Origin of the sequence: Amycolatopsis granulosa, from assembly GCF_011758745.1 — a bacterium.
GTDB lineage: Bacteria > Actinomycetota > Actinomycetes > Mycobacteriales > Pseudonocardiaceae > Amycolatopsis_E > Amycolatopsis_E granulosa.
Genome location: NZ_JAANOV010000001.1, coordinates 851,993 through 868,325, shown reverse-complemented (window position 1 = coordinate 868,325; position 16,333 = coordinate 851,993). Strand labels below are relative to the sequence as shown.

Genomic DNA, 16,333 nt, shown 5'->3' with positions numbered 1-16,333 from the left:
ATGAACACTGTCCATTCAGCCGCTCACGAACGCTTCCGCGAGGCACGTGACTTCCTGATCGCGCATCGCGAGGACTACGACACCGCCTACCGCGACTTCGCGTGGCCGCGGCTGGACGAGTTCAACTGGGCGCTGGACTGGTTCGACGTGATCGCCGCCGACCCGGCCAACGCGGACAGGTACGCGCTGTGGATCGTCGAGGAGGACGGCAGCGAGGGCCGCTGGACCTACCCGGAGATGGCCCGCCGGTCCAGTCAGGTGGCCAACTGGCTGCGCGGGCACGGGGTGCGCCGCGGCGACCGGCTGATCCTCATGCTCGGAAACCAGGTCGAGCTGTGGGAGACGATCCTCGCCGCGATCAAGCTGGGCGTGGTGATCATCCCGGCGTCGACGCTGCTCGGCGCGGCCGACCTGCGGGACCGGGTGGACCGGGGCGGCGCCCGGCACGTCGTCGTCCGGTCGGCGGACGTGGAGAAGTTCGCCGACGTCCCCGGCGACTACACCCGCATCGCCGTCGGCGAGGGCGCCGGCGGGTGGCTGTCCTTCGCCGACGCCTATTCCGCCGGGGAATCGTTCGCGGCGGACGGGCCGACCGCGGCGGCCGACCCGCTGCTGCTGTACTTCACGTCGGGCACGACGGCCAAGCCGAAGCTGGTCCAGCACACACAGGTGTCCTACCCGGTCGGGCATCTGTCCACGATGTACTGGATCGGCCTCGAGCCGGGCGACGTGCACCTGAACATCTCCTCGCCGGGGTGGGCCAAACACGCGTGGAGCAACGTGTTCGCGCCGTGGAACGCCGAGGCCACGGTGTTCCTGTACAACTACACCCGCTTCGACGCGGGTGCGCTCCTGGCGCAGATGCAGCGCTGCGGTATCACCAGCTTCTGCGCGCCGCCGACGGTGTGGCGGATGCTGATCCAGGCCGACCTGACCGCCCTGCGCACCCCGCCGGTGAAGGTGGTCGGCGCGGGGGAGCCGCTCAACCCGGAGGTGATCGACCAGGTCGGCAAGGCGTGGGGCGTGACCATCCGGGACGGCTTCGGCCAGACCGAGACCAGCGTGCAGATCGCCAACACGCCGGGGCAGGAGGTCAAGCCCGGTTCGATGGGCCGGCCGGTGCCCGGCTTCAAGGTCGTGCTGGTCGACCCGGTCGGTGGCGAACCGGCGGAGGAGGGCGAGATCTGCCTCGACCTGAGCGAACGCCCGGTCGGCCTGATGGTCGGGTACGCCGACGACGACGAACGCACCGCGGAGGCGTTCCGCGGCGGCTTGTACCACACCGGTGACGTCGGCTCGATCGACGAACGGGGCTACATCACCTACGTCGGCCGCACCGACGACGTGTTCAAGGCGTCGGACTACCGCATCTCGCCGTTCGAGCTGGAAAGCGTGCTGCTCGAGCACGAGGCGGTCGCCGAGGCCGCGGTGGTGCCGGCGCCGGACCCGATCCGCCTCGCGGTGCCCAAGGCGTACGTGGTGCTGGCCGCGGGACACGAGCCGGACGCGGCCACCGCGGAGAGCATCCTGGCGTTCTGCCGCGAGCACCTCGCGCCGTACAAGCGGATCCGCCGGCTGGAGTTCGCCGACCTGCCGAAGACGATCTCCGGCAAGATCCGCCGCGTCGAGCTGCGCGGCAGGGAGCAGGCGTCGCCGGAGTCGCGCGCCGCGGGTGAGTTCCGCGAGGACGACTTCCCGGACCTCAAGGGCTGAGCGCGGCCGCCCCCGCCCCGGCTCGTGGGCGGGGGCGGGGCGCTACTCCGCCTCGGTGACCTGGGCGAAGACGGTGTCCTCGCCGCGGCTGCACGTGGTACCGCCCTGCGAGGCGGGCGGCCCGGACACGCACACCCACCCGTCGACGGTCTCGCTGACCGGGCGGGCCGATCCGGCCGGCTGGCGCCCGGCGATCGTCTGCTGGAACCGCGTCACCAGGTCGGTCGCCTGGCCGCAGCTGAGCGCGCTGGTCGTGGTGTCCATGACCTGCAAGGTGAGCCCGCTCGCCGCGTGGACGGTGCCGCACCCGTCGGCACGTACGCCGGTGCTCGGGGCCGCGGGGTTCGGGTTTGGGGTGCTCGGTGCCTCCGGTCCGGGTGGGGTGGTGGTCGCCGGCGGGGGCGGAGCGGGCACCGGGGCGGCCGGTGTCCCGGCACAGCCGGCGAGGACGCCCGCCGCCAGGAGCAGCAGTGCCAGGGTGCGGCCAGGTGTGGTCATGTGATCCCTCCCGGATGGGGAAAGTACCGCCCCCGCGGCGAAATCGCAGGCAGGACGCGCCCGTGGCGGCTCCATTGTGGACGCTGATCCACCGGCCGGGTGAATCGTTGGCGGACTGCTAACACTTCGGCGGCGGGACGCGACACCACGGTTGTGTTGAGCATCGAAACCGCCGCCTCGACGGATCCGCTCCCGACCACCCCGTGCTCCGTCGTGTGGAGCCAGGGCCGCCCCTACGTCCTCGAGTCCGGCGCCGGAGCGCTGCGCTGGGTGGGCACCGACCACCTGGGCCGCCCCCAGACCCTCAGCGGAGCCGAGCTGCACCGCCGTGGCTGGAGCCACCGCCGCGCCGGCTGAGCGCCCGGGCGTGACCGCGCCGGCGCCGCCGCCGGAAAGTGGCACCGCACCGATTAGGGTTACGGGGTGATCGAACCCCGCACCGAGCCGGCCGGGCCCAGCCTGTTGCGGCAGGCGTGGACCGTGCCGAACCTGCTGTCCCTGCTGCGGCTGGCGGGCGTCCCGGTGTTCCTCTGGCTCCTGCTCGGTCCGCGCGCCGACGGCTGGGCCCTGGTGCTGCTGGTGTTCAGCGGCGTCTCCGACTGGCTGGACGGCAAACTGGCCCGCTGGCTGGACCAGACCAGCCGCCTCGGGCAGCTGCTCGACCCGGCCGCCGACCGGCTCTACATCGTGGCCACGCTGGCCGCGTTCCTGATCCGCGGCATCGTCCCGTGGTGGCTGGTCGCGGTGCTCGTCGGGCGCGAGCTGCTGGTCGGCGTGGCCCTGGTGGTGCTGCGCCGCCACGACTACGCGCCCCCGGAGGTCACCTACATCGGCAAGGCCGCGACTTTCGTGCTGATGTACGCCTTCCCGTTCCTGCTGCTCACGCAGGGCACGTCGGCCGCGGCGGACATCGCCCGGCCGATCGCCTACTCCTTCACCGCGTGGGGCACCGTGCTGTACGTGTGGTCCGGCGCGCTGTACCTGCTGCAGACCTTCTGGGCGGTCCGGCGTGCCAGGACGGGCGCGGGGATGTAAGACTGCGCGCGAGCATCGGGACGCCTCGGGTGAGCCGGGGCAGGAAAGGGGACGTGCAGTGTCCGCGCCAGAAGAGTTGCGCTACACCGAGGAGCACGAGTGGGTCGCCACCCGTGCCGAGGACGTGGTCCGGGTGGGGATCACCGAGTACGCGCAGGACCAGCTGGGCGACGTGGTGTTCGTCGACCTGCCCGAGGCGGGCAAGTCGGTGACGGCGGGGGAACCGTTCGGCGAGATCGAGTCGACCAAGAGCGTCTCCGAGCTGTTCGCCCCGGTCGACGGTGAGATCGTCGCGGTCAACGACGCCGTGGGCGACTCGCCGGAGCTGATCAACAGCGACCCCTACGGCGAGGGCTGGCTCGTCGAGATCCGGGCGAGCGACCCGGACGCGCTGTCCGGGCTGCTCGACGCCGACGCCTACAACCGGCTGACCGCAGGGTAGGACCGCGTTTTGGGGGAGCGGCGGGGGCCGAATCGATCAGGCACGGTACGTTGACAGCCACAGGTTTTCAGCCAGCGACACATCAGTGGTGAGGAGAGCTCAGGTGAGCACCAACGACGGGCCCGGCGTTCCCCCGGAGCAGTCTCCGGAGCGGACCTCGGTCTTCCGGGCCGACTTCCTGGCGGATGCGGAGGGTCAGGAGGCGCCGACGCCGGAGCCTTCGGTCGCCGGTGTCGACGCGCTGCCGGCGGGTACGGCGTTGCTGGTGGTCAAGCGGGGCCCGAACGCGGGTTCGCGCTTCCTGCTCGACCGGGATACCACGAGCGCGGGGCGCCACCCGGACAGCGACATCTTCCTCGACGACGTCACCGTGTCCCGTCGCCACGCGGAGTTCCGCCGCGAGGGCGGGGAGTTCGTCGTCATCGACGTGGGCAGCCTCAACGGCACCTACGTCAACCGTGAGCCGGTCGACCAGGCGGTGCTCGCGGGCGGCGACGAGGTGCAGATCGGGAAGTTTCGCCTGGTCTTCCTGACCGGCCCGGGGCACGGGGGCCAGGGGGCGCGGTGACGGCTGCCGGGCGGCCACAGCGTGATGGGCTGAGCATCGGGGCGGTGCTGGCGCAGCTGCGCCCGGACTTCCCCGACGTCACCATCTCCAAGATCAGGTTCCTCGAGTCCGAGGGGCTGGTCCGCCCGGGCCGGACGGCATCCGGATACCGGCAGTTCTCCGCGGCGGACGTGGAACGGCTCCGGTTCGTGCTGGCCGCGCAGCGGGACCACTACCTCCCGCTCAAAGTCATCAAGGAGCAGCTCGACGCCGCCGATCACGGCCGGACCGACGGTCAGGGCCTCGGCGGGCGCCTGCCGCGCAAGCTGGTTCCGCTGCCCGCGAACCCGGGCGACGGGCTGCCCCGTCCCGAGAACTTCGCGCCCGGCCGGGAGGTCCGGCTGACCCGGGAGGACCTGCTCGCCGAGGCCGGCGTCGACGGCGCCCTGCTCGCCGAGCTGGAGCAGTACGGGCTGATCCGCGCGGGTGCGGCCGGCTTCTACGACCCGGACGCGGTCCTGGTGGCCCGCACGGTCCGCGCGATGACGGAGTTCGGCATCGAACCGCGGCACCTGCGTGCGTTCCGCGCCTCGGCCGACCGGGAGGTGGGCCTGCTGCAGCAGATCATCGCGCCCGTGTCGCGGCACCGCGACGCGGACGCGAAGGCCAGGGCGGACGAACTGGCGCGCCAGTTCGCCGCGCTGTCGGTGACGCTGCACACACTGCTGGTGAAGGCGGGTATCCGGGACGTGACGGGCGGCTGAGCGTGCCCGGCCGATCCCGATCTTCCCAGGTCGCGGTCCCGACGGTAATGAACTGGTTTCAGGGCTCCGCAGCGAGCCATGGATGCCGTACCGTTGGTGATGGATTTGCCGGAACGGTTCATGCGACTGCCACGCGGTTCCGAAAGCGAGCACAGCGCCGGGATGGCGGGTAGCGTCGAAGATGTCGATGCGGGGCCCTCGGACCAGCGCCGCGGCCCGCGCACACGAGAGGGAGGCGAAGCCCGATGAGCGAAATGCGCGTCGTCGGCGTGCGGGTGGAACTGCCCGCGAACCAGCCGATCTTGTTGCTGCGGGAGGCGCAGGGTGAGCGGTACCTCCCGATCTGGATCGGGTCGGTCGAAGCCACCGCGATCGCGCTCGAGCAGCAGGGCGTCCGCCCCGCCCGGCCACTGACCCACGACCTCCTGAAGGAGGTCATCGGCGCGCTGGGCCGTGAGCTCGAGCAGGTCGTGATCACCGACCTGCGCGAAGGCACGTTCTTCGCCGAACTGGTCTTCGACGGCAACGTACGGGTGTCCGCGCGGCCGAGCGACTCGGTGGCGCTGGCCCTGCGCGTCGGCGTGCCGATCCACGCGGTGGACGCGGTGCTCGACGAGGCCGGGCTGATCATCCCGGACGAGCAGGAGGACGAGGTCGAGAAGTTCCGCGAATTTCTCGAGTCCGTCTCGCCGGAGGATTTCCGCGGCGCGGACACCTGACCGCCCGCCTCCGGCGGCGCCGAAGGGGTCTTCCCGGCTCGAGCACCGGCCGGGAGGGCCCCTTCGGCGCGTTCCGGCGCGGTCCCCGCGGCCCGGCGAGGAAAATTACCCGTCCGGGTAACGCTGGTCGGGCGCCTTGACCGGTCAACTCCCCGGACAGGCTGCAGGGCGGGCCGCGCGTCGCGTTGACCGGGGGCCTGCCCGCGCATACCGTCGATGGCGGTAAATCGCTTCGGTGTGATTCGGCCGCGGCGCGGTCACTGGGGCACATCCGCGGTTTGCCACTGCCGCGGGTCCTACGTCCAGGGCCCCGGGTGCTTGTTTCGACCGGCCGCACCGGCCGGGCGAGGGGAGGCATGCGTGGTCGACGAAAGGCCGGTTCAGGTCGTGCCGGGAGAGCAGGGTGAGCTCTTCCCGGACTCGTCACTGCCTGACGAGCTGGTCGGATACCGGGGCCCCGCGGCCTGTCAGATCGCCGGCATCACCTACCGCCAACTGGACTACTGGGCGCGCACCGGGCTGGTCGCGCCGAGCATCCGCACGGCCCACGGATCGGGATCGCAGCGGCTGTACTCGTTCAAGGACATCCTCGCCCTCAAGATCGTCAAGCGTTTACTCGACACGGGCGTCTCGCTGCAGAACATCCGCGTGGCCGTCGAGCACCTGCGCAAGCGCGGGGCGCGCGACCTGGCGAAGGTCACCCTGGTCTCCGACGGCACCACCGTCTACGAGTGCACCTCGCCGGAGGAGATCGTGGATCTGCTCCAGGGCGGGCAGGGCGTCTTCGGCATCGCGGTGAAGGTCCCCATGCAGGAAATCAGCGGGACCCTGCACGAGTTTCCCGCCGAACGCGCCGATGGCGGCGAGGTGGAGCCGGTCGCCCCGGACGAACTCGCCCAGCGCCGCAACGCCCGCCGGACCGGCTGATCGATCCGCCGAACCGGGGAGTAGGGTACGGAGCGCAGTCGCTGAAGCCGCGCGGGAGAGACCGGGCCACCACCATCGTGCCCGGCGCCGAAGGAGCAAGTCCTCCCCGGAACCTCTCAGGCACCCCGGACCGCGCGGACGAGACGCCTCTGGAAAGCGGGCCGACGGGCACAACTCCGTCCCGCCCCGCCGACGGTGCAAACCCGGCTCAACACTCGGGTGAACCTCTCAGGCGCCCACGGGGCACGACAGAGTGGGGAGGGCCCGGACCTGGGGGGTCCGGGCCGGCCGCCGGGCCCTAGCTGGGCACCTTGTCCAGGAAACCCAGCACCTGGTTGATCCGCCCGTCCACGGTCGTGACGACGTCGAAGCCGATCACGAGCGGCTCCGCGTCCCCGGGCGCCCCCAGGTGCCACGTGAACCGGGCCTGGTCGTGGTGGCTGTCGACCGTGCCGTCGAGCCGGAACTCCAGCCCCGCGAACTGCGCCTGCGCCCCGGCGACGAACCCGTCGATCCCGTCGGTGCCCCGCACCGCACCCAGCGGATCGGTGTAGGTGGCCTCGGGAGTGAACAGTTCCGCCACCAGCGCCCGGCGCTTGTCCGCGTCGGTGGTGTTCCACACGTCGATGTAGCGCTGGGCGAGGGCGGTGTAGTCGGTCATCGGATCCTCCTGATCGGGTCGGTGTGACCAGATCACGATCTCCCGGATCGCGCGGCCCGTCGATTACGCCGGAGGTAATGGCGGCTCCGCCGGCGGGCCCCGTAGTTTCGACGGGGTGACGACCATGCAGCGCCCGGTGGGTGAGCAGTTGCGGCAGTGGCGGGAACGCCGCCGGCTCAGCCAGCTCGACCTCGCCCTGTCCGCCGAGATCTCCACCCGCCACCTGAGCTTCCTGGAGAACGGGCGGTCCCGGCCCAGTCGCGAGATGGTGCTGCGGTTGGGCGAACGGCTGGAGGTGCCGCTGCGGGAACGCAACCGGCTGCTGCTCGCCGCCGGCTACGCCCCGGTCTACCCACAGACCCCGCTGCCCGACCTGGGTGTGGCGCTGGAGGCGGTCCGGCACCTTCTCGCCGGGCACGAGCCGTACCCGGCGCTGGTGCTCGACCGCGGCTGGGACCTCGTCGAGTCCAACAGCGGGATCACGCTGCTCACCGACCTCGTGGACCCGGACCTGCTGGAGCCCCCCGCGAACGTGCTGCGGGCCGCCCTCCACCCGCGTGGCCTCGCGCCGCACGTGCTCAACCTCGGCCAGTGGCGAGCCGAGCTGCTCGGCCGGCTGCGGCGGCAGGTGGAGATCACCGGCGACGCGGACCTGGCCGCGTTGCTGACCGAGGTCAGCGGCTATCCGTGCGACGACCCGGTGGACGAGGCGCCGGCCGGGTCGGTGTTCGTGCCGGTGCGGCTCCGCCACGGTGACGGCGTGCTGACCCTGATGTCGATGGTCGCGACGTTCGGCACGGCGCTGGACGTGACGCTGGCCGAGCTGGTGATCGAGTCCTTCTACCCGGCCGACGCGGCCACGCGGGAGGTCCTCACGCGCCGGCAGCCGAGGTGACCCGCCGCCGCCCGCGTCGGCGGCGCTACGCCCCCGGGGTGAGCGCGCGCGTGAGGTCGGTCTTCTGCGCGGGTTCCTCGAGGTAGTTGCGGAAGACCTGAGCGGCCCGCTGCTGGACCTCGTCGACGGTGTCGGTGGTGAGCACCGCGCACGGGTAGTCGCCGTCGGCGGTCGTCGCCAGCGATTCGGCCGGGGAGGTCAGCACCGCGGGCCGCGCGGTGGTGAGCTCGGTGAGTGTCGCCGTGGTCTGTGGGATCCAGACGGCGGGCTGACCGCCGATTGAGTCGAGGTTGCCCTGGCCGGTCAGGGCCTGCAGCACCCGCTGGTCGTCGAGGGCCCGCACCTGGACGTTGATGCAGTGCGAGTGCACGACGGTCCCGGCCCGGTTCCACCGGTCGGCGGCGGCGGTGACGGCGGGGGCCACGGACGGAGCGGCGGCCACCGTGAGGTTCGAGTCGCCCTCGGCGCACGCGCTGGCCTGTGCCTCGGCACGGTTGTTGAGGACGTCGTCGGCCCAGCCCCAGCCGAGCAGCCCCAGGACGAGGAGCAGGACGAACACCCCGGCGACGATGGGCCACTTCGCGATGCCGCGCTTGCCCTCGGCGACCACGCGGTGCGATCCGGTGGTCTCCCCGGACGGGGTGATGCGGTGGCAGCCGGTGGTCTCACCGGCCCGGCGGCGGCCCAGCTGAGGACGCCCGTCGACGCCGAGGACCTGCAACGTGCCGGTCGACTCGCCCCGGCGGCCCGGCTGTCCGGCGCCCACCGCCCGGTGGGTGCCCGTCGACTCGCCGGCGGGTGACCGCCGGTAGCCCGAGGTCGTACCCGCGGCGCGGCGGCTGCCGGTGGTTTCGGTGGCGCTCGCGGGGGAGTAGGCGCGGCGGGTGCCGGTGGATTCGCCCGCGGCCTCGGCCGCGTGGACGCGATGGCTGCCGGTCGCTGTCGCGGCGGTGCGTGCCACCCGGGCCGGTCGCGAGCCCGGTTCCGCCCCGCGCGGAACGCTCCAGCTGCCGGTGCCGTGACCGGGAGCGAGGTTCCGCCCGGGCGCTCCGGCGGGCGTGGACTCCACCGGGAACGCACCGGTCACCTCGCCCGGTCGCGGCCGCCCCGACGGCTCCCCAGCCTCAGGACGGCCGTGCCCGGGGTCGTCGCCCCTGCTGTGTCGCCCCATGCGTGCCTTTCCTCGACTCTTCGTGTGCGACGCCAAACGTCGTTCACCCTAACAGGGGCTCGCCGTTAGCGAAACGTGATGAACCCCGGAAAATCGCAGGACCGAGCGTTACTGCTCCTGTGCGAGGAGCGTCCGGCAGTGCTCGATCAGCCGAATCCGCAGCGGCTCCGCGCGCGCCGCGAACGCGGCCTGGGCACGCGCGTACTCCGCGCGCCCCCGGGCGGTCTCGATCCGCACAGGGGAGTAGCCCAGTTCCGACAGATCGTACGGACTCGCTCGCATGTCCAGTTCGCGGATCTCCACCGCCAGCTCGAAACAGTCCGCGACCAGCTCCGACGGCACGAACGGGTCGAGTTTGACCGCGGCCCGGTAGAGGTCCATGTTCGCGTGCAGGCACCCCGGCTGCTCCAGTTCCACCTGCCGCTCCCGGGACGGCTCCAGCGCGTTGCGCGGCCGCGCGGGCGGGGTGAAGAACCGGAACGCGTCGTAGTGCCCGCAGCGCAGCTCCAGTGACTCGACCACCGCGTCCGTCCGGTCCGGGCCGAGCCGGAGCGGCAGCTGGCTGTGCCGGACCTGCGCGGGCGCCTGCCGGTACACCATCGCCCATTCGTGCAGCCCGAAGCAGTTCAGCCGCGGCGCACGGGACGCGGTGGCCGCCAGCAGGACGAGCACCGCCTTCGTCGTCCCGGCGCGTTTCGGGGTGAACGCGCCCGGATCCAGGGTCACGCCGCCGGGGACCGGGCGGAACCCGGGCCGCTCCAGGAACACCCGCGCGCCCGGTCCGGCGAGCACCACCCCGGGTCCCGGGCTCCACCGTTCCAGGTGCGCCGGGCGATGCGGGTAGTACTGGAACAGGAAGTCGTGCACCGGGTGCTTCGCGCCGCGCGACCGGCGCTCCTGGTACGGGCCGGTCCAGCGGCGCACGCGTGCGAGGTGCGCCGCCGCCCGCGCCCGCCACTCGTGCTCGGCCAGGATCACCGGGCGCCTCACGCGGTCACGTGGGTGCCGTCGCGCACCGTGCCGACGTACTCCTCCAGCAGGTCCTCCAGCGCCACCACGCCGATGATCGCGCCGTCGTCGCCGCGGGCCCGCGCCAGGTGACTGCCCTCGCGCCGCATCGCCGAGAGCGCCTCGTCCAGGCGGGCGTGCACCGGCAGGTCGGTCAGCGGACGCGTCTTGTCCGCCGGGATCGTGCTGCCCGGGCTCTCCCCGATCTGGTCGAGGACGTCCTTGACGTGCAGGTACCCGATCAGCTCCCCGTCGGCGCCGCGCAGCGGGTAACGCGAGAACCCGGTCGCCGAGACCGCCTCCTCGACGTCACCCATCGTCGGCGTGCTGGGCAGGGTGGTGAGCTCGCCGGTGGGCACCACGACGTCGGCGACGGTCTTCTCCACCGACGACAGCGTCTGGCTCAGCCGCTCGTGCTCGGACTGTTCCAGCAGACCCTCCCGGCGGGACTCCGACAGCAGCTCGGCCAGCTCGTCGGAGGTGTAGGCGGTCTCCAGCTCGTCCTTGGGCGTGACCCGCGCCAGGCGCAGCAGGCTGTTGGCCATCGCGTTGAGCAGCCAGATGAACGGGTTGGCGACCTTCACCCAGGCCACGTGGATCGGCACCAGCCACAGCGCCAGCCGCTCCGGTTCGGCGATGGCGAGGTTCTTCGGCACCATCTCGCCGATCAGCACGTGCAGGATCGTGATGAAGGCCAGCGCGATGGCGAACGACACCGCGTGCAGCAGGACCTCGGGCAGGCCGAACAGGTCGAAGAACACCGCGAGCCGGTGTGCCACCGCGGGTTCGCCCAACCGCCCGAGCAGCAGCGAGCTGATGGTGATGCCGAGCTGGGCGCCGGCGAGCATCTGGGACACGTGCCGGCTGGCGTTGATCACGATCCGCGCGCGCGGCTTGCCCTGTTCGAGCAGGGCCTCCAGGCGGTCGCGGCGCGAGGAGATCAGCGTGAACTCCGAACCCACGAAGAACGCGTTGAGCAGCAGCAGCACGACGATCAGGAAGATGGCGAGCCAGTCGTTCACCGCGTCACCTCCCCGGCACCGGCGGCACCGGCGTCGGCGAGCGGCCGCAGGCGCACCGCGGCGATCCGGTGCCGGTCCATGTCGGACACCGTCAGCCGCCAGCCGTCGACCTCGGTGGCGTCGCCCGGCACCGGGATCCGGCCCAGCCGTTCCAGCACCAGGCCGGCGATCGTTTCGTAGTCGCCGTCGGGCATCCGGAACCCGGTGATCTCGGTGACCTCGTCCGCGCGCAGCTGACCGGAGACCAGCCAGGTGTCGGTGCCGACCCGTTGCGAGGACGGCGCTTCGCCGGTGTCGTGCTCGTCCCGGACGTCGCCGATGATCTCCTCGACCACGTCCTCCAGGGTCACCAGCCCGGCCGTGCCGCCGTACTCGTCGACGACCATGGCGAGCTGGAAACGCGAGTCGCGCAACCGGGACAGCAGCGCGTCGCCGGGCAGCGACTCCGGCACCGTGGGGACCGGTCGCATGACCGAGCCGATCTTCACCGTCGCGCGTTCGGCGGCCGGCACCGCGAACGCCTGCTTCACGTGCACCGCGCCCTGCACGTCGTCCAGATCCTCGGTGTAGACCGGGAACCGGGAGAATCCGGTGCGCCGGGACACCTCCACCAGGTCGTTGATCGTGTCCCCGACGGTGAGGGACTGCACCTGCACCCGCGGGGTCATCAGCTCCTCGGCCGTGCGGTCGCCGAAGCGCAGCGACTTGTCCAGCAGCCGCGCGGTCGAGGTGTCCAGGGTGCCGCTTTCGGCGCTGGTGCGCACGATCGACCCGAGCTCCTGCGGCGAGCGCGCCGAGCGCAGCGCCTCCTGCGGCTCGATGCCGAATTTGCGGACGACGAAGTTGGCGCTGTTGTTCATCAGGGTGATCAGCCAGCGGAACAGCGCCGAGAACCGGGAGTGGTAGCCCATCACGGCCCGCGCGGTCTGCAGGGGCCTGGCCACGGCGAGGTTCTTCGGCGCCATCTCGCCCAGCACCATCGACAGGATGGTCGCCAGCAGCAGGGCGATGGCGACCGACCCCCCGGCGGCGACACCCGCGGACAGGCCGGTGGCGGTGAGCAGCGGGCGGACCAGGTTGCCGATCAGCGGTTCCGCGACGTACCCGGTGACCAGGGTGGTCAGGGTGATCGCGACCTGCGCGCCGGACAGCTGGAACGACAGCGTCGAGTGCGCCTTGCGGACGGTCCGGGACCGCCGGTCACCGACCTGCCGGACATTGGCCTCGACGGTGCTGCGCTCGAGCGCGGTGAGCGAGAACTCGGCGGCCACCGCGAGACCGGTGCCGACGGTGAGCAACACGAAGAACAGGACTCCGAGAACGGAGAGGAGCACGTCCATCATCGGCCGTCACGGTCCTGAACCGGGCCGGAGAGGTGCTCGGGTAAGCCGGGTTCGCCACCCGGCCTCGTACTGTCACCAGGTGACTGCGCGTCGCGCACGAAAGAAGTCACTCCTCGGAAATGGCGAAACGTGTGTGCGCCATGATACCCGGGCCGGGGGAGGGGGCGAGGGCGTCGGCGCTGGTGAGCGTGTCAGGACTCGGCCGTGGCGCGCACCCGGTGGCGCCGCACGCTCTCCTCGACCAGGTCGAGCACGGGCCCCAGATCGTCCGCGGGCAGGCCCATCGCGAGGTGCGAGACCAGGCCTTCGAGCACCAGTTCCAGATAGGCGGTGAGCACGTCGACGTCCACGTCGTCGCGGAGGTTGCCGGCCCGCCGCTGCCACAGCAGGCGCTGCCGGGTCGCCGCGGTCAGCTGCTGTGAGCGTTCCGCCCAGCGCCCGCGGAACTCCGGGTCGGTGCGCAGCCGCCGGGACACCTCCAGCCGGGTGCCCAGCCAGTCCGCCGGGTGGTCGCTGCCCTCGGCGAGCAGATCGCGCATCACCTGCACCAGGCCCTGCTCGGCGACCACGTCGGCCATCCGGGCGGCGTCCTCCTCCGCGAGGGCGAGGAAGAGGGATTCCTTGTCGCGGAAGTGGTGGAAGATCGCCCCACGGGACAGCCCGGTCGCTTCCTCCAGCCGCCGCACCGTGGCACCCTCGTAGCCGTACCGGGCGAAGCAGACACGCGACCCGTCGAGGATCTGGCGTCTGCGCGCTTCGAGGTGGTCTTGGCTGACCCGGGGCATGCACCAGATCCTGTCACCGCGGGCCGCACTTTCGCAAACCGTACGTACTTACTGCAAGACTTCCGGATCTCGCCGGGAATTCCGCCGTGGGCCGCTTTCCGCTCCTGAAATTGTCGGTACCCGCGTGTAGCGTCCGAAACCAAGTGATCCCGGCGATTGGACACGACGATGACGGCGGCCCGGCCGATGTCCCCCGCCCCCGGCGGGGCGGTGGCGGCGAAGGTGGTTTCCGACCGCGCCGAGGGTGAGGCGTACGTGGCGTCCGTGTGCTTCAAGCACGGCCCACCGCGCCTGCTCGGCGTGGAGCTGGAGTACACCGTGCACTACGCCGGCGACCTCCGCAGACCACTCGATCCCGGCGACCTCGCCCGTGCGCTCGGCCCGCACACCCCGCGCACCCTTCGTCCCGACAGCCCGGCGCTGCCGTTGCCGGCCGGCTCTCCGGTGACCCTCGAACCCGGTGGCCAGGTGGAGATCTCCGCGCTGCCCCAGCCGTCGCTGCGCGACCTGGCCGAGGTGGTCACCAACGATCTCGCTCATCTCACCGACCTGCTCGCGCGGCACGGGTTCGTCCTGCGTGACGAGGGTATGGACGCCCATCGCGCACCCGCCCGGCTGCTCGACACGCCCCGGTACGCGGCGATGGAACGGCGGTTCGCCCCGCGTGGCCCCGGTGGCCTCACCATGATGTGCAGCACCGCCGGGCTCCAGGTCTGCGTCGACACCGGCGAGGCCGGCTCCTTCGCCGCCCGCTGGGCGGCGATCCACGCGCTCGGCCCCCCGCTGCTGGCGTTGTTCGCCAACTCCCCGCGGCGCGCGGGCCGCGACACCGGCGCGGCATCCGCGCGGTGGCTCGCGGTGCGGGCCACCGAACCCTGCCGGACCACGGCCGCCGCGTGCGGCCCGGACGCCGCCGCGAGCTGGGCCCGCCGCGTGCTGGACACGCCCCTGCTCGTGGTGCGGCGGGACGGGCCGTGGGACGCCCCGGAGGGCCTGACGTTCGCGGACTGGGCGGCCGGCCGCGGCGCCGGGCGCGTCCTGCGGCGGCCCACGCTGGCCGACCTCGACTACCACCTGACCACGATGTTCACCCCGGTGCGGCCGCACGGTTACCTCGAGGTCCGCTACCTCGACGCCCAGCCGCGGCAGCGCTGGCTGCACCCGGTCGCGCTGCTCACCGCACTGCTCGACCGTCCGTCCACTGTGGACCGCGTGCGTGCGGTCTGCGCGCCCGTCCAGGGCGAGTGGGAGGCGGCCGCGCGGGCCGGGATGCGCGACCCGCGGATCGCCGCGGCGGCCCGCGAGGTCGCCGACCTCGGATGCGCCGAGCTGGCGCGCACCGGCCTGCCCGGAGAGACCGTCGACAAGATCACCGAAGGCGTGCAGCGGCTCGCGCACGCCGGGGAGGCTACGAGATGACCGACGCGGCACCCACTTCGCCGGCATCGCCGGTTCCGCTGTCCGAGGCGCCCAACCCGGTGCGCGAGCTGCCCGCCGAGCAGCTGCGGGCGCGCGCCGCGTCGGCCCTGGACCGGGCACGCGCCCGCAGCACGGTGCTCACCGGCGCGGTGGACGACGACGACCTCGTGCGGCAGCACTCGAAGCTGATGTCGCCGCTGGTCTGGGACCTCGCGCACATCGGCAGCCAGGAGGAGTTGTGGCTGGTGCGGGACGTGGGTGGCCGGGAGCCGCTGCGGCCCGACATCGACGACCTCTACGACGCCTTCCAGCACCCGCGCGCCACCCGCCCGTCGCTGCCGCTGCTCGGTCCGGCGGAGGCGCGGGCCTACGTCGCCGAGGTGCGGGCCAAGGCGTTCGACGTGCTGGAGCGCGCACCCCTGACGGGCAGGCCGCTCACCGAGGCCGGGTTCGCCTTCGGGATGATCACCCAGCACGAGCAGCAGCACGACGAGACGATGCTGGCCACCCACCAGCTGCGCCGGGGCGATCCGGTGCTGCACGCGCCGGAGCCGCCGCCGGCGCGGTCCGGGCCGCTGCCCGGCGAGGTGCTGATCCCGGCCGGCCCGTTCGTGATGGGCACCTCGCTCGAGCCGTGGGCGCTGGACAACGAGCGCCCGGCGCACCAGGTGGACGTGGACGCCTTCTACCTGGACACCGTCCCGGTGACCAACGGCGCCTACCTCGAGTTCGTCGAGGAGGGCGGGTACGACCGGCGCGAGTGGTGGAGCGAGGCGGGCTGGGCCTACCGCAGCGGGCACGACATCACCGCGCCGCGGTTCTGGCACCGGGAGCCCGACGGGTGGTGGCGCACCCGGTTCGGGGTGGCCGAACCGGTGCCGCCCGAGCAGCCGGTGGTGCACGTGTCGTTCCACGAGGCCGAGGCCTATGCGAAGTGGGCGGGCAAGCGGCTGCCCACCGAGGCGGAATGGGAGAAGGCCGCGCGGTTCGACCCGGGCACCGGGGAATCCCGGCGGTACCCGTGGGGCAACGACGATCCCACGCCCGAGCACGCCAACCTCGGCCAGCGCCACCTGTCGCCGGCGCCGGTGGGCGCCTACCCGAAGGGTGTCTCGGCGTTCGGCGTGCACCAGCTGGTCGGCGATGTGTGGGAGTGGACGAGCAGCGACTTCGCCGGGTACCCGGGCTTCCGCGCCTTCCCCTACCGGGAGTATTCGGAAGTGTTCTTCGGACCGGAGTACAAGGTGCTGCGCGGCGGTTCGTTCGGCACCGACGCGGCGGCCATCCGCGGCACCTTCCGCAACTGGGACTACCCGGTCCGGCGGCAGATCTTCTCCGGGTTCCGGTGCGCGCGGGACGTCCCGCCGGGCGAGCGGGCCTGACG

18 protein-coding genes and 1 riboswitch are annotated in these 16,333 nt (G+C 72.4%); of the genes, 11 read left to right on the top strand and 7 right to left on the bottom strand.

Annotation, left to right across the window (positions count from 1 at the left end; genetic code table 11):
- Positions 1–1,713 (top strand): AMP-binding protein, encoded by a 1,713-nt coding sequence (locus tag FHX45_RS04260; RefSeq protein ID WP_167096832.1) that lies wholly within the window; start codon positions 1–3, stop codon positions 1,711–1,713.
- A gap of 42 nt (positions 1,714–1,755) precedes the next feature.
- Here FHX45_RS04260 and FHX45_RS27735 read toward each other — a convergent pair whose 3' ends face one another.
- Positions 1,756–2,211 carry a hypothetical protein gene (locus FHX45_RS27735; protein WP_208405802.1) on the bottom strand — a complete coding sequence of 152 codons (456 nt, stop codon included), beginning with the start codon at positions 2,209–2,211 and terminating at the stop codon, positions 1,756–1,758.
- A gap of 153 nt (positions 2,212–2,364) precedes the next feature.
- On the opposite strand from FHX45_RS27735, the gene FHX45_RS04250 reads away from it, so the two are divergent.
- The 7 genes from FHX45_RS04250 to FHX45_RS04220 all read left to right on the top strand — a co-directional run bounded on the left by FHX45_RS04250 (position 2,365) and on the right by FHX45_RS04220 (position 6,645).
- Positions 2,365–2,568, top strand: a complete 204-nt coding sequence (locus FHX45_RS04250) for a hypothetical protein (protein ID WP_167096830.1) — start codon at positions 2,365–2,367, stop codon at positions 2,566–2,568.
- A 66-nt stretch (positions 2,569–2,634) separates the two neighbouring features.
- Positions 2,635–3,246 carry a cardiolipin synthase ClsA gene (gene clsA / locus FHX45_RS04245; protein WP_167096828.1) on the top strand — a complete coding sequence of 204 codons (612 nt, stop codon included), beginning with the start codon at positions 2,635–2,637 and terminating at the stop codon, positions 3,244–3,246.
- A 58-nt stretch (positions 3,247–3,304) separates the two neighbouring features.
- Positions 3,305–3,688, top strand: a complete 384-nt coding sequence (gene gcvH, locus FHX45_RS04240; protein WP_167096826.1) for a glycine cleavage system protein GcvH — start codon at positions 3,305–3,307, stop codon at positions 3,686–3,688.
- 103 nt (positions 3,689–3,791) lie between these two features.
- Positions 3,792–4,256, top strand: coding sequence for a glycogen accumulation regulator GarA (gene garA / locus FHX45_RS04235; RefSeq protein WP_167096824.1), 465 nt, complete (start codon positions 3,792–3,794; stop codon positions 4,254–4,256).
- Positions 4,253–4,999, top strand: a complete 747-nt coding sequence (gene ftsR, locus FHX45_RS04230) for a transcriptional regulator FtsR (protein ID WP_167096822.1) — start codon at positions 4,253–4,255, stop codon at positions 4,997–4,999. Before garA ends, ftsR begins: the two co-directional genes overlap by 4 nt.
- A 245-nt stretch (positions 5,000–5,244) precedes the next feature.
- Entirely contained in the window at positions 5,245–5,718 is a 474-nt protein-coding gene (locus tag FHX45_RS04225) for a bifunctional nuclease family protein (protein ID WP_017988091.1), read from the top strand.
- A gap of 360 nt (positions 5,719–6,078) precedes the next feature.
- On the top strand, positions 6,079–6,645 hold the full coding sequence (locus tag FHX45_RS04220; protein ID WP_167096820.1) for a MerR family transcriptional regulator: 567 nt from the start codon (positions 6,079–6,081) through the stop codon (positions 6,643–6,645).
- Between the two features lie 42 nt (positions 6,646–6,687).
- A riboswitch (glycine riboswitch) is annotated at positions 6,688–6,788 on the top strand.
- 155 nt (positions 6,789–6,943) lie between these two features.
- On the opposite strand, the gene FHX45_RS04215 is transcribed toward FHX45_RS04220, so the two are convergent.
- Positions 6,944–7,306: a nuclear transport factor 2 family protein gene (locus tag FHX45_RS04215; RefSeq protein WP_167096818.1), complete on the bottom strand. Its 363-nt coding sequence runs from the start codon at positions 7,304–7,306 to the stop codon at positions 6,944–6,946.
- A gap of 124 nt (positions 7,307–7,430) precedes the next feature.
- Here FHX45_RS04215 and FHX45_RS04210 point away from each other — a divergent pair, with 124 nt between their 5' ends.
- The gene (locus tag FHX45_RS04210; RefSeq protein WP_167108379.1) at positions 7,431–8,201 is read left to right on the top strand and encodes a helix-turn-helix transcriptional regulator; all 771 of its coding nucleotides are present in this window, start codon (positions 7,431–7,433) and stop codon (positions 8,199–8,201) included.
- 25 nt (positions 8,202–8,226) lie between these two features.
- On the opposite strand, the gene FHX45_RS04205 is transcribed toward FHX45_RS04210, so the two are convergent.
- The 5 genes from FHX45_RS04205 to FHX45_RS04185 form a co-directional block, all read right to left on the bottom strand.
- Positions 8,227–9,372 (bottom strand): substrate-binding domain-containing protein, encoded by a 1,146-nt coding sequence (locus tag FHX45_RS04205; protein WP_167096816.1) that lies wholly within the window; start codon positions 9,370–9,372, stop codon positions 8,227–8,229.
- 108 nt (positions 9,373–9,480) lie between these two features.
- Positions 9,481–10,362 (bottom strand): 3-methyladenine DNA glycosylase, encoded by an 882-nt coding sequence (locus FHX45_RS04200; protein WP_167096815.1) that lies wholly within the window; start codon positions 10,360–10,362, stop codon positions 9,481–9,483.
- Entirely contained in the window at positions 10,359–11,402 is a 1,044-nt protein-coding gene (locus FHX45_RS04195) for a CNNM domain-containing protein (RefSeq protein WP_167096813.1), read from the bottom strand. Before FHX45_RS04195 ends, FHX45_RS04200 begins: the two co-directional genes overlap by 4 nt.
- Positions 11,399–12,742, bottom strand: coding sequence for a hemolysin family protein (locus tag FHX45_RS04190; RefSeq protein ID WP_481726029.1), 1,344 nt, complete (start codon positions 12,740–12,742; stop codon positions 11,399–11,401). Before FHX45_RS04190 ends, FHX45_RS04195 begins: the two co-directional genes overlap by 4 nt.
- A gap of 194 nt (positions 12,743–12,936) precedes the next feature.
- Positions 12,937–13,530, bottom strand: a complete 594-nt coding sequence (locus FHX45_RS04185; protein ID WP_167096809.1) for a TetR/AcrR family transcriptional regulator — start codon at positions 13,528–13,530, stop codon at positions 12,937–12,939.
- Between the two features lie 168 nt (positions 13,531–13,698).
- Between FHX45_RS04185 and FHX45_RS04180 the strand changes: the two genes are divergently transcribed.
- On the top strand, positions 13,699–14,949 hold the full coding sequence (locus tag FHX45_RS04180; RefSeq protein ID WP_167096807.1) for a glutamate-cysteine ligase family protein: 1,251 nt from the start codon (positions 13,699–13,701) through the stop codon (positions 14,947–14,949).
- The gene (egtB, locus tag FHX45_RS04175) at positions 14,946–16,331 is read left to right on the top strand and encodes an ergothioneine biosynthesis protein EgtB (RefSeq protein ID WP_208405799.1); all 1,386 of its coding nucleotides are present in this window, start codon (positions 14,946–14,948) and stop codon (positions 16,329–16,331) included. The genes FHX45_RS04180 and egtB overlap by 4 nt, the downstream gene beginning before the upstream one ends.
- Positions 16,332–16,333 lie beyond the last annotated feature (2 nt).

Bases quoted from the DNA above. Each gene is read 5' to 3' on its own strand.
- FHX45_RS04260 (WP_167096832.1), top strand. From the start codon at position 1: ATGAACACTGTCCATTCAGCCGCTCACGAACGCTTCCGCGAGGCACGT.
- FHX45_RS27735 (WP_208405802.1), bottom strand. From the start codon at position 2,211: ATGACCACACCTGGCCGCACCCTGGCACTGCTGCTCCTGGCGGCGGGC.
- FHX45_RS04225 (WP_017988091.1), top strand. From the start codon at position 5,245: ATGAGCGAAATGCGCGTCGTCGGCGTGCGGGTGGAACTGCCCGCGAAC.
- FHX45_RS04215 (WP_167096818.1), bottom strand. From the start codon at position 7,306: ATGACCGACTACACCGCCCTCGCCCAGCGCTACATCGACGTGTGGAAC.
- FHX45_RS04210 (WP_167108379.1), top strand. From the start codon at position 7,431: ATGCAGCGCCCGGTGGGTGAGCAGTTGCGGCAGTGGCGGGAACGCCGC.
- FHX45_RS04205 (WP_167096816.1), bottom strand. From the start codon at position 9,372: ATGGGGCGACACAGCAGGGGCGACGACCCCGGGCACGGCCGTCCTGAG.
- FHX45_RS04190 (WP_481726029.1), bottom strand. From the start codon at position 12,742: ATGGACGTGCTCCTCTCCGTTCTCGGAGTCCTGTTCTTCGTGTTGCTC.
- FHX45_RS04185 (WP_167096809.1), bottom strand. From the start codon at position 13,530: ATGCCCCGGGTCAGCCAAGACCACCTCGAAGCGCGCAGACGCCAGATC.
- FHX45_RS04180 (WP_167096807.1), top strand. From the start codon at position 13,699: ATGACGGCGGCCCGGCCGATGTCCCCCGCCCCCGGCGGGGCGGTGGCG.
- egtB (WP_208405799.1), top strand. From the start codon at position 14,946: ATGACCGACGCGGCACCCACTTCGCCGGCATCGCCGGTTCCGCTGTCC.